General features: G+C 47.8%; 11 protein-coding genes. 5 read left to right on the forward strand and 6 right to left on the reverse strand.

Annotated elements, in window-relative coordinates; all coding sequences use genetic code 11:
- Positions 1–9: 9 nt before the first annotated feature.
- The 3 genes from lpxC to rnc all read right to left on the reverse strand — a co-directional run bounded on the left by lpxC (position 10) and on the right by rnc (position 2,834).
- Complete coding sequence (gene lpxC / locus ACP5SG_RS02790; RefSeq protein WP_428121782.1) at positions 10–942, reverse strand: UDP-3-O-acyl-N-acetylglucosamine deacetylase; 933 nt, start codon at positions 940–942, stop codon at positions 10–12.
- 261 nt (positions 943–1,203) lie between these two features.
- Positions 1,204–2,124 carry a GTPase Era gene (era, locus tag ACP5SG_RS02795; RefSeq protein WP_428121785.1) on the reverse strand — a complete coding sequence of 307 codons (921 nt, stop codon included), beginning with the start codon at positions 2,122–2,124 and terminating at the stop codon, positions 1,204–1,206.
- Positions 2,124–2,834: a ribonuclease III gene (gene rnc / locus ACP5SG_RS02800; RefSeq protein ID WP_424661790.1), complete on the reverse strand. Its 711-nt coding sequence runs from the start codon at positions 2,832–2,834 to the stop codon at positions 2,124–2,126. The genes era and rnc overlap by 1 nt, the downstream gene beginning before the upstream one ends.
- 265 nt (positions 2,835–3,099) lie before the next feature.
- On the opposite strand from rnc, the gene ACP5SG_RS02805 reads away from it, so the two are divergent.
- From ACP5SG_RS02805 to glk, 4 genes are all read left to right on the forward strand, one after another.
- On the forward strand, positions 3,100–5,256 hold the full coding sequence (locus tag ACP5SG_RS02805; RefSeq protein ID WP_424661789.1) for a DNA translocase FtsK: 2,157 nt from the start codon (positions 3,100–3,102) through the stop codon (positions 5,254–5,256).
- Positions 5,257–5,348: 92 nt separating this feature from the next.
- Positions 5,349–6,878: an Rne/Rng family ribonuclease gene (locus tag ACP5SG_RS02810; protein WP_237888258.1), complete on the forward strand. Its 1,530-nt coding sequence runs from the start codon at positions 5,349–5,351 to the stop codon at positions 6,876–6,878.
- Between the two features lie 28 nt (positions 6,879–6,906).
- Entirely contained in the window at positions 6,907–7,956 is a 1,050-nt protein-coding gene (locus tag ACP5SG_RS02815; RefSeq protein WP_237888259.1) for a hypothetical protein, read from the forward strand.
- Positions 7,950–8,936: a glucokinase gene (glk, locus tag ACP5SG_RS02820; protein WP_428121794.1), complete on the forward strand. Its 987-nt coding sequence runs from the start codon at positions 7,950–7,952 to the stop codon at positions 8,934–8,936. The genes ACP5SG_RS02815 and glk overlap by 7 nt, the downstream gene beginning before the upstream one ends.
- On the opposite strand, the gene ACP5SG_RS02825 is transcribed toward glk, so the two are convergent.
- The 3 genes from ACP5SG_RS02825 to ACP5SG_RS02835 all read right to left on the reverse strand — a co-directional run bounded on the left by ACP5SG_RS02825 (position 8,908) and on the right by ACP5SG_RS02835 (position 11,799).
- Positions 8,908–9,321, reverse strand: a complete 414-nt coding sequence (locus tag ACP5SG_RS02825; protein ID WP_237888261.1) for an NUDIX domain-containing protein — start codon at positions 9,319–9,321, stop codon at positions 8,908–8,910. The two genes, glk and ACP5SG_RS02825, sit on opposite strands and share 29 nt — an antisense overlap.
- Positions 9,322–9,652: 331 nt before the next feature.
- Positions 9,653–11,428, reverse strand: a complete 1,776-nt coding sequence (locus ACP5SG_RS02830; protein WP_237888263.1) for a M3 family oligoendopeptidase — start codon at positions 11,426–11,428, stop codon at positions 9,653–9,655.
- A gap of 71 nt (positions 11,429–11,499) precedes the next feature.
- Entirely contained in the window at positions 11,500–11,799 is a 300-nt protein-coding gene (locus ACP5SG_RS02835; RefSeq protein ID WP_237888264.1) for a hypothetical protein, read from the reverse strand.
- A 333-nt stretch (positions 11,800–12,132) separates the two neighbouring features.
- On the opposite strand from ACP5SG_RS02835, the gene ACP5SG_RS02840 reads away from it, so the two are divergent.
- The coding region (locus tag ACP5SG_RS02840) for a type IV pili methyl-accepting chemotaxis transducer N-terminal domain-containing protein (protein ID WP_424661786.1) at positions 12,133–12,676 on the forward strand (544 nt) is incomplete at its 3' end.

A 12,676-nucleotide genomic window follows, 5' to 3' on the forward strand; every position in this document is an offset into this window, starting at 1 on the left:
ATCTCAAGTTTACACAGAAACGGATGTAAAGATCCCCTTTTCTCCCGATATAGCCTGTACCGCCCATGGATCTGCCGGCCTTTCTGCATCCAATTCAACCAGTCGCCATGTATAAGGGCGGTTCAAAAGTTCTTTGCTTAAAAGGTGATGGATGGCATGACCGCTTTTAAATGAATCTATCTTACCCAAGACCGGATTACCTAAAAGGTATATATCTCCAATTAAATCAAGGGCCTTGTGGCGCACGAATTCGTCTGAAAATCTTAAGCCATCTTGGTTCAAGATGGTCTTGTCATCAAGCACAAGGGCATTGTCAAGACAACCTCCCAGCGCCAGACCATTTTCTTTGAGATATTCAACCTCTTTTAAAAAACCGAAGGTCCTTGCCCTGCTTATACGTCGTTCAAAAATATGAGGCGTAACCCTGGAATCGAATTGCTGTCTTGCTATCATAGGGTGATCAAAATCTATACCGACGGACACATAAAGACTATCACACGGTGAGATTGTGATAGTCTTATCACCCGAACTAACGGTTACAGGCTCAAGTATCTCGATATAACGCCTAGGCGCCTTCTGGCTACTCAAACCAACCTGCTTAATCATGGCTACAAAAGGATAGGCGCTACCGTCCATAATTGGGACCTCAGGCCCGTCTATCTCCACAATGGCATTATCTATACCCATCCCAAAAAAGGCAGCCATGAGGTGCTCAATAGTTGAAACAGACCCAGCAGCATTGCCCACTGTTGTAGCAAGCGATGTCTCTGTGACATATCCAATGTTGGCAGGTATAAGTGCCACTGGATCAAGATCCGTCCGCACAAACCTAATGCCAGAATCAACTGGCGCTGGATGCAATTTTATGGTCACCCTGGCCCCTGTATGAAGGCCGATACCTGAAGCCATTACATATTTTTTAAGCGTATTTTGAAAAACCACCTGCTCTCTCCACATTATTTATAAATAAACACACTCAACATCCCCTGTTAGTTACACAGGCAACAACCCTTATTTTATTTTTGAGGTTCTTAAAGAGTTCTTAAAAAGAAGAAGAGCAAAAGATATGCCAAAAAATGATTAAAAGAATAGCGCATTAAATCAATAGGATAAAAAACTGAATTAAAGAAAAATTAATGTGGTGTGACATTTTAACCTCATGCCTTAAAAGAAAAAAGAGACTAAAATGTCACATTTGACATGTCAATCGCCAAATCCGAAGCGTCTGAGATGCCTTTTATCTCTAGACCAATCTTTAAGCGTCTTGACCCATATATCCAAATAAACTTTACACCCCCATCTTTTTTCCATTTCGACCCTGGCAAGCGTACCGATTTTTTTCAGGCCGACCCCTTCCTTGCCGATTATGATCCCTTTTTGAGACTGCCTCTCTACATAAACTACGACCTTTATCCTGATCAGGCCATCCCTCCCTTTATCGAACTTCTCAGCCTCGACCGCAACGGAATAGGGCACCTCCTCCCTCGTCGTCAAAAATATCTTTTCACGAACAAGTTCGGCAGCGAACTCATCCATACCCTGATCGACTATACAAGAGCCATCATAATAATACTGAGGACCGGCAGGAAGCGATCGCAGTATCTCGCTGACAAGCCTGCCCATGCCGTTGTTGCATCTGGCCGAAACCGGGACTATGGCCCTGAATGGATATACATCTTTGAAAAGATCTATTAATGGCAATAGAGTCTCTCTTTTGACCATATCTATCTTGTTAAAAGCAAGAATTGTATCACATCGACTGTTTTCCCTGATGACATCTACGAGCGAGAGTGCAGCTTCCACCCCTTTTTTACAGGATATATCGGCAAGCATGAGCAATAAATCCGCATCGCGCATGGCATCTATGGCCGACTTTACTATCAGTTTGTTTAAAGGCCTTTTAGGACGATGGATGCCTGGGGTGTCGATAAATATAATCTGATAATCTCGGCCGGTAAGAACCCCTTTGATATTGCGCCTGGTGGTCTGAGGCTTGGGCGTAACTATGGCCACCTTCTCTCCGAGTAACTGGTTCAAAAGGGTCGATTTACCGGCATTCGGCGCACCAATTATTGCTACAAACCCCGATCTGAAAGGCCCTTTTTCATCCAATTCATTGCGCATCACTTCAATTTTCCGATTGCGATCTCGGCCGCCCTCTGTTCGGCCTCTTTTTTGCTGGAACCAGTAGCCCTCGCAAGCATATCGCCCCTGAGATACAGGGCTACTGTAAACAGCCGCTCGTGGTCAGGCCCAGAGACCTGCTCAACCTCATAAACCGGCGTCTCATGATAGAGCCGCTGTGTGATCTCCTGGAGATTTGTCTTATAGTCCTGTTCCAGGCCGAAATCTAATGCAATATCAAATAGATCATCAAACCACCTTTTAATAAAAAGGAACGCCGGCTCAATCCCGCCGTCGAGATATATAGCGCCCACCAAGGCCTCAAACGCATCAGCCAAGATAGAATCCTTGTTGCTGCCGTTGCATCTCGCCTCCCCCTTACCAAGCAGAATGCAGCTTGCAAGTCCTAGCTTTCTGGCCTGCCTGGCCAATTGAGACTCATTTACAAGAAATGCCCTTATCCTGCTGAGGTCGCCTTCTTTGTATTCGCTCCCATACCTGAAATAAAGCATGTGGCTGACCACAAGACCAAGGACTGCATCCCCAAGAAATTCAAGACGTTCATTGTCCAGCACCCTCGGTGTCTGCTCTACAGCATAGGAACGGTGCGTAATCGCCTGTTTTGGTAATGACTTATTGGAAAAACGATAGCCTATCTTTTGTTCAAGTTCTGAGATGTTGGATCTTTTTTGTATTTGTTTTTTTTGCATTCCATTTGGATAAAAACTAAGATTAAATTGCCGATTACACGATTTCATGAGGCTGCAAAGTAAGGCTGAATGACATAAAAATAATCATCTAGATAGGTATGATTATACATCATAAAATGATAAAATAATAAATCAAGCATGGAAAATGACAAAATTGGCCTGATCATCTCGGCGTTCCGCCTTGCCGCAAAAGGATAGGTCGCTCCGTAACTAACCATCAACTCGGAAAACAAGGTAAAACCTCAAGAAGACCGACAAAGGTAAGATGGCAAACGAATCAAAAGATGATATGATCATAAACAATGAATCTCAAAGGCGCAGGGACTTCTTCAGGGAGGTTACAGGGCTTTTCCTGATTGCAACTGCTGTTTTCATCTTCGTTTCGATAATAAGTCATCTATACGGTAGCGATCTTAAAAATTGGATGGGTCCGGCTGGCACCATCATCGCCTCATTTCTTATCGATGTGTTCGGTTATACAGTATGGGTCGTTCCAGTGCCTCTGCTTTTCGCCGCCTTTTCTTTGTTCAGTGGGCCACAGACCGACAAGGCACAGCCGGCGTCATGGTTTCTACCAGGCTGGACGATAACCTTGATCTCTGCGAGCGCTATACTGCAGATGTTTCAATCTCATTCCGAAAATGGCGCTGGCGGGATATTGGGCGCCTATGTCTTGCAGGAAACCAAAAAATTGCTCGGCACAGGCGGAGCGGCTATATTTTTATCCGCCTTTTTTATTGCCGGGCTCATGGCCGTAACGCCATTTTCGCTCAAAAAGGGGGTGAATCGCCTCCTGTTCGTATTTCGTTACGTGTTTCATGGCAGGCTTGATCTTAAGAAATCAAACGCTGGGTCGGTAAAAAACCTGGAATATCCAGAAACGCCCGGACGGACGACCGTAAAAGATGATGATGGATATCCGAGGATCGTCGAGCCTAAGACAGAACAAAGTGAAAAGAAACAACGCAGAGAGACCGCAGGGGCAGAAGACGCCTCTGTGTTTCAGGCCACTTCAATAAAGGGTGAATTCAGTCTGCCGCCCCTTTCCCTTCTTGATACACCGCCTTCAAAGACTAATGTAATAAACAAATCGGCCTGTCGTGAAAACGCCCGTGTGCTTGAACAAAAACTTCTGGATTTCGGCGTTGCAGGCAAGGTGGACGAGATATGTCCAGGCCCGGTCGTCACTATGTATGAATACGTCCCTGCACCAGGCGTAAAGATAAACAAAGTAGCGTCCCTTGCCGACGATCTGGCACTGGCCTTAAAGACCCAGAGCGTTAGGATCGTGGCCCCGATACCAGGCAAGGCCGTAATCGGGATTGAACTTGCCAACCAGGAAAGGCAGACCGTATATCTAAAAGAAATACTTGAGAGTGGGACCTTCCAAGATAATAAGTATGCCCTGCCCCTGGCACTAGGAGAAGATATAATCGGCAAACCTGTAGTGACCGACCTCGCCAGGATGCCGCATCTTCTGATCGCCGGTGCAACCGGCACAGGTAAAAGCGTAGGCCTAAACGCTATGATATGTTCCATGCTCTATCGCCATCGCCCTGAGAAATTGCGGTTCTTGATGGTTGACCCAAAGAGGATAGAGCTCTCTCTCTATGACGGCATACCCCATCTACTCCATCCGGTAGTCAGTGAACCAAAAGATGCCACAAGGGCCCTCAGATGGGTCGTGATGGAGATGGAGCGCCGATACAAACTCCTTGAAGAGGCCCAGGCCAGAAATCTGGATAGCTACAATAAAATAGCCGATGAGTTGCTCCCATATCTAGTTGTAATCATTGATGAACTTGCAGATCTAATGATGGTCTCCTCTAAAGAAGTCGAATCGGCGATCGCCCGCCTTGCCCAGATGGCGAGGGCTGCTGGCATCCACCTCCTTATAGCGACACAGAGGCCGTCGGTTGATGTGCTAACTGGCCTCATAAAGGCCAACTTTCCTGCGCGCATATCCTTCAAGGTCTCATCAAAGGTTGACTCACGCACCATCCTTGATGTGATCGGGGCCGAAAGGCTCTTGGGCATGGGAGATATGTTGTTTCTTCCACCCGGCACGGCGACCCTTCAGCGTATACATGGGGCATATGTATCGGAAAATGAAATAATGAAGATAGTAGAACATCTGAAGGCCCAAGGCCAACCACAATATGACCTGTCCGTCGTGGACGCCATCCCAGGCGAAGATGATGAAGGCGATGGCGGGGGGTGCCGCCCTGACTGGCAAGATGAGCTCTATGAGGAGGCGGTCGAGATTGTAAGACAAAGCGGTCAGGCATCCATTTCCATGCTGCAAAGAAGGCTCAGGATAGGATACAACCGTTCCGCACGTATGATAGAACAGATGGAAAAAGACGGCATAGTCGGACCTGCAGATCCAATGGGGCGGCGGCAAGTGCTTGCGCGCAATTAGACTTATGGAAGATCGTCCCAGACCATCACCACCGAGCAAATCACCTTTTATAATTACTTGAATATTCATGAAGAGCGGCATATTTTAGATCTATGACCTCCGAATTGATTATAAATACTACGCCCTGGGAGACCAGACTCGCCTTGCTTGAAAACAGCTCGGTAGCTGAGCTGCACATAGAAAGACAGGCTGAAAAGGGTTATGTTGGCAACATCTACAAAGGCCGTGTGGTGAGGGTACTGCCAGGGATGCAGGCGGCCTTTCTCGATATAGGACTCTGTCGCACCGCATTTATCTATGTAACGGATGTATATGACCATCTGTCTGAATTCGAGGCCATGCTAGGTCAGGCCGAATGCGCGGAAGATCCTAATGGGTGCAATTGCAATGAAGATGACCGGATCGATTATATCTCAACCCCTTTCCGCATCGAAGATCTCCTGCATGAAGGGCAGGAGATATTGGTCCAGGTTATAAAGGAACCTATAGGGACAAAAGGCGCCAGAGTGACCTCGCACATTTCCATCCCAGGGCGGCACCTGGTGCTCATGCCCACCATTGATCAGGTTGGTATATCGCGCAAAATAGAAGATGAAAACGAACGGCAGCGTCTCAAAGAGACGATAGACTCCATGCGGCCGAAGGGCTATGGTTTTATTGCAAGAACAGCCTGCGAAGGTCTGGGCCCCAAAGATATACAGACCGAGATGGATTTTCTACTACATCTATGGGAAAATATTCAGAGGAAAAGTGCCGTCGCTCCCATACCAAGCCTTGTCTACGAAGACCTTGACATAACCCTTCGCGCCATCAGAGACCTCTTTACAGGCGATGTGGAGCGACTAGTTGTCGATTCAAATGAGGCGCATGGGCGCATATTGGCCTTTGTAGAGGCATTTGCCCCACATCTAAGGCCCAAAATCGAACTCTATACCCAAACATTGCCTATATTCGACGCATTCGGCATAGAGGTCGAGGTCTCCCGCGCCTTTGAAAAAAAGGTATGGCTCAAATCAGGCGGTTATATCGTAATCGAAAGCACTGAGGCCTTGACCGCAATAGATGTAAATACCGGTAAATTTGTAGGAAAACGTCACCTTGAAGACACCATACTCAAGATAAACCTTGAGGCCGCCAGGGAAATAGCTTATCAGCTTAGGCTTAGGAATATAGGCGGTCTCATCATCATTGATTTTATAGACATGGAGAACCCTGCAAGCAGGGAGGAGGTCTTTAAGACCCTTAAGGAGGCCCTTAAAAAAGACAAGAGCAAGGCCAATATATTGAGGATGTCCGAGCTAGGCCTCATCCAGATGACAAGAAAGAGAAACAGGGAAGACCTCAATAGCATCTTATGCGAACCGTGTTTTTATTGCGAAGGCATGGGCTATCTTAAGGCCAAGAGAACCATCTGTTATGAGATATTCCGTTTAATCCAGCGAAAATCAAGGCAATCCAAGTCAAACAAGATAGAAATAGCTGTGCATCCAGCTATCGCCGATATGCTCTTAAAAGAAGAGAGTCAACATGTTACAACACTTGAGAAATATACTGGTCATGAGATAATCGTTGTCTCAAAATCTGCATTTCATCTTGAGCAATATGAAATAACATACTTATAATCCGACCACTTTTTAAAGCGAGGTAACGATGACATTTAAACCTGGTTCGCTCCCTCTCCTCATAGGAAGCCTGCCGCTTACAGATCACGCTGAGGCGACGGAGCTGATGATGAAATATACACCTGAAATCCCACTCTGGGTGCAGCTTCCGTGCCATCCCAACGAGAGGTTGCTGAGTCAATTCTCGGAAGGTCTTCCAGGTATAAGGGGCGAAGGAGATAATATATATTTCGAAACGAGCGGACCCGACTTTGAAAAGGATCTCGTGACCTTTTATGAAAAATATCTGGCAGTTACAGAGGGCATTGCACCGCTTGAAGGGTCGATCTTTGCCTTTTCAGAGACGACCGGCAAGGGACTCAATGCCCTTCTTGCGGCACTTCGAAAGATCGAGACTAGACCTCTGGCCTTGAAGGGTCAGATCACTGGGCCGTTCACTATGCTCATAGGGCTCAAAGACAGCTCGGGCCGTGCCGTCTATTTCAACCCAACCCTTAGGGAAGCAGTGGTAAAGGCCTTGGGCCTCAAGGCTGCTTATCAAGTCCATATACTAAAGACCGAGGTCGAGCGGGTGATCATCTTCCTTGACGAACCTGCACTGGCAGGCTTTGGTTCATCCGCCCTGATCGGTATACCAAGGGATGATGTGGCGTCGGACCTCAAAGAGGTGATCTCAGCGGTCCACCAGGCGGGCGGTCTGGCCGGAATTCATGTCTGCGCCAATACCGACTGGCCGCTGGTGCTCTCCTTGCCTATAGATATCTTGAGCTTCGATGCATTTGGTTATCTTGACCGCATCCTCCTGTTTAAAAACGAACTGATGAATTTTCTCAAAAGGGGTGGGGTTATAGCTTGGGGTCTTGTGCCAACGCTAAATGAAGAAGATCTAAGGAATGCCGATACAGACGGATTACTTCTACGCTGGCAAGAATGCGTAGACGGACTCGGGGCCGACAGCTCATTGATCCTCTCACAAGGCCTCATCACACCAAGCTGCGGGACAGGGCTTCTGCCATTGGACCTGGCCGTTAAGGCAATGGCACTTACCCGTAATCTCTCCATGAACATAAGATGCTGATACTGGCGGGCGACATAGGTGGCACCAATGGTAGGCTTGCCATCTTCAGAGACGATATAATACTTTTTGAGCGCAGCTATCCATCTACTGCTGTCGATTCACTTGCCCAATGTCTGACCGCCTTTCTTCGAGACGCCGAGAGCATACTCGGTCCGTTAAAGATCAAGATAAAAGGGGCATGTCTAGCTGTTGCAGGTGTTGTCGACAAGGAAAAAGGCGAGGCTTCCACCATTAATCTGCCGTGGACTATAACCAGCCTGGAGATGTCTCACATACTAAACATCCCTAATCAGATGGTCATGCTTATAAACGACATCGAGGCCGCTGCCTTCGGGGTCATGTCGCTCGGCTCGCACCAGATGGTGAAGATCGGTGGTCTTGAGGCTACAGACCGTGGGCCCAAGGCGGTAATCGGTGCAGGGACAGGTCTTGGCGAGGCATTAATTGTCCCATTGGATGATATGAGGTTCAAGATACTGGCGACTGAGGGAGGGCATGTCGATTTTGCACCAAATAGCCCTATTGAGATTGAACTCTTAGAAAGTCTTGCTAAAAAATTCGGCCATGTAAGCGTCGAAAGGGTGCTCTCAGGACCCGGCCTTATGAATATCTACGGCTTTTTGGCAAACAAAAACGGCGTCAACCCATCATATCACAACCCTGCCGAGATAACTGCATCCGCCATGGCAAACAAGGACGGACTCTGCACAAGGGCGCTTGAAATATTCTGTTCGATATACGGTGCAGAAGCAGGAAACTTGGCGTTAAAGTGCCTTGCTTCAGGCGGTGTATATATAACGGGCGGGATAGCACCTGCAATCCTCCCTTTTCTGATCAGATCCGACTTCAGAAAGACCTTTGAGACCAAAGGGCGTCTGACATGGCTGCTGCAAAAGATCCCTGTCTTCGTGGTCATGGAGCAGAAATTGGGGCTTATTGGGGCACAAAGGGCTATCCGAGAATATCCTTTGCCCATTTGAGCACATGTGTCACCCTCTGAGCAGCCACATCCAAGGCCTCTTCATGGGTAAACCAACGGTATTCGTCGTGTTCAGGCCTTCCGATCATAGAGTTAAGCGGAAGGTCTACCGTAATACTCTTTGTCTCGGCAATGTAGTAACGAGCCACCTTGCCGTTATTATACGGCTCCGTCTCCCGATAGTCATAGCCCCAACGGAATTCCAGATCTTTTATGGTGGTTTCCTCCTCCACCTCACGTATCGCAGCTGCCACAGGCTCTTCCCCTGGCTCCACAATGCCCTTCGGGAAGTCCCAATACTTGTAAGCCCGAAGCATGAGATATTTCCAGATGCCTTCTTCCCTCCTTACCACCACAACGCCTGCCGAAAGGGTCTTTACCTGCATATCATCCTCCGTCAAATGATTTTTATAAAAGGCCCTATTGCCCCGAGATCCAGAAACTCCTGCATCATTTTGCAAGAATTATATTATTATTATAAAATCAAATCGATAAGTCATGACCAAAAAAAATAGCGATCCGCAAGGCGAACAAAAAATTGGTCACAAAAAGAAGAGGAAATTTAAATGCCATGCCTGCGGCAGAGAACTACCATTTTGCTGGAACTGCCCTTGTGGCTTTGAGATCTGTAATGACTGTCTCAAAGAAAACATGTGGGGCATGAGCAATGGTGTCACCTGGATCTGCCCCGACTGCGGCAGAATAAGGGGTTTTTAATCAGGCTAAGGCCTCGACTTCATCTATCATTTCATCTATTACGCCCAAGCCTTTGCGCCAGAATGCAGGGTCACGTATGTCAACCCCGAATGGCTCAAGGAGTTCGTACGGGCTCTTACTGCCGCCAGAGGCCAAGAGTTCCAGATAGCGATCGACAAAGCCAGGAAACCCATCTTCATAAAGCGCATAGAGCGACAAGACAAGCAGCTCTCCAAATGCATAGGCGTATACATAGCCAGGCGCATGGAGAAAATGCCCTATATAAGACCACCAGAGCCCGTAATCATCGGTCAGGACAAGGCCATCCTGAAACATCTCGCGTTGGGTCTTGAGCCAAAGGGTACAAAAATCTTCCAGAGACAGCTCACCGGCCTTCCGCCTGTGATTATGGATGGCGTCTTCAAAGCGGTTCATGGCAATCTGGCGAAAGACGGTTGCAAATATAGATTCTATCTTAGAACACACGAGGCCGAGACGTTCGTCGCGGGCCGATATCTTCTTCATCATATCTTTGAAAACCAGCATCTCGCCGAATACTGATGCAGTCTCAGCAAGCACAAGGGGTGTCCGGCTGTTAAAAAAACCAACCTGGCCAGCCAGTACCTGATGCACGCCATGGCCAAGTTCGTGCGCAACGGTCTCGACGTCCCGCAAATTTCCCGAATAATTAACAAGCACATAGGGATGTGCATCTGGTACGGTTGGGTGCGCAAACGCCCCGCCGATCTTCCCTGAAACAATAGGGGCATGTATCCATCCCTCGTCAAAAAAACGCCTTGCCAACCTCAATATATCTGAGGAAAAACGGCCGAAGGCCTCAAGTACTATATCCTTACATCCTGACCAAGATATCTCGCTGCGAGGCAGTGCGGCCACCGGGGCGTACCTGTCATAATCATACAGTACCTCGAGCCCAAGGAGCGAACGTTTTATTTTATAATAGCGGCTGACCAGGTCGTAGCGGCCGATTACCGCCTCAACAAGGGCACCTACAGTCTCAGCATCTATCTCGTTGGCCAGGTTCATGGAACTTATCCAGTCGGGATATCGGCGCAGCCTGTCTTCTATCATCTTATCCGCAAGGATCGTATTAAATATGTGAACAATTACATGACATTCATCCCTAAGGCCTTCTGTAAACTCGGCTGCAGCATCTTTACGTTTACCGCGTTCCGGCGAGTAAAGGTCGGCAAGCACCTCCTCCTGCGTGCGGCCATTCTTACCGAAACGCTTGAAGGCGAGGACCTTGTCAAAGAGCTTCGTCCAAGCAGAACGGCCTGCAGGACTGATGTCTACGAGGAGACGCTCCTCGGTTTCGGAAAGCAGATGGGGCCTGTAGCGTCTGGCCGATTTCAGATAATGCCGATAATGTTGAAGCGTCTTGTAAGAGAGTAGGAGATCCGCCTTCTCGTCCGGGGTATTCGCCCATTCGATATCAAAGAAGACGACCTCTCTAGAGATACTGCTTGAAAACTCCGTTATCCTTTGGAGAAAGGCGCCGGCTTCCGGGTCATTTACGCGCGTTGCAAAGACAAGCTGTGCAAAGGCCTCAAGACGGGCGACGGCCACCGCAAGCCCTTCCATCTCTTTGATGGCCCCATAGAGCCCTTCAGCGGATAATTCCGCCACCTTACCTGCGTATCTTCTGGCAAGGTCAACGGCCAACGCGCCTGCCTTGTCCATGTCTTTCTTTATCCTGGGATCGCCGAGGCCGGTATAGAGGCAATCGAGGTCCCATATGACATCAGATACATTCAGTCCTTTTGGGCTATCCATATCAACATCTCCATCTCGAAGCATCCAGGGATCTTATGGAATAGAATGAAAAAAAGAAATAGACAGGCGGACTATAACTGACCGGTGTCCCCATGGGGAAGGAAGGCATATTTATACGCGCCGCCGCTCTCAATGCGCACCCATCCCCCTTTTGCCAAGGCCCACCACTGCCCGCCGTCAAATTTTGCAGCAAGCGCCCCATGATAAGCCATCATCCTACGCACTTCTTCTATTGTATATGGATTTTTGGCCATCCCGTTTACTCGAGCATCTTTACAGGCAACCATCAAGGCGGAGCTTAGGATGACAAAGATGATCCAAAAAAATCTAACGACCGACATGCGGTCAAGGTTCAAAAAACGATAAGACATGGAGGTCTATTTAAAGGATTGATGGCCATAAGTCAAGAAAAAAATCCCTTTTCACAGGCTATTCCCATTCCCATACGCCGCTAGCCAGATAGGACTCAACCTGAATGGAATCTCAGACACATGAAAGTGAGGATACCAAATCAGGCCTGATGATTTGTAATAAATTGAGAAAAAGGGTTTTCAGCCAAGTTGACATGGGGGGGGTAAGTATATTAATTTATCTTTTTATTTATTTTTTATTAATTTCAATGCTAATTTTGTTGTAAAATGATCAATAATACCAAGCTTCAGACCCTATCAGACGGGTTTGATTCAATATCAAGGAGAGGACTCATGAAACAACACATCCGTTCCGTCTATTCCATCCGCTTCCTTATCCCGGCCCTGGTTGCAATAATGTTCATTGCAACCATTGTCACCATATCTGTCAATCTCTTCCTAATGTCTGTGCATAAACATGACGCTGCCGCCATAACTCTGGGCGAGAGGGAGAGGGTGCTGAGCCAAAGGATGACCAAAGACGTCTATCTCTTTATGCTGAAAGGGAATCAGGATGCCCTTGATGACCTGAAAGATGCCTCCTCGTCCTTTGATGGCTATCTCAAGGCATTAAAAGATGGCGACAATGACCTGGGTCTTTCCCCTGCCACCGATGAAAAACTCATCTCTGAACTGAACAAGCTCGAAGACATCTGGAGGCCTTTTTATTCAAACGTGAAGGTCATCATGGAGTCGCAGAAAGGCTCACCGGAGATGGGTGCGGCCCTGCGGTACATAGATGAACACAATGTCGAACTCCTGGAGCAGTCATATCTGGTGGTAAAGGCCCTCGAAGACCTCTCTCACCTCAAAGATACCTACGCCAAGATATTCCAAT

The sequence above is a fragment of the Dissulfurimicrobium sp. genome, from assembly GCF_049968175.1.
GTDB lineage: Bacteria > Desulfobacterota > Dissulfuribacteria > Dissulfuribacterales > Sh68 > Dissulfurimicrobium > Dissulfurimicrobium hydrothermale.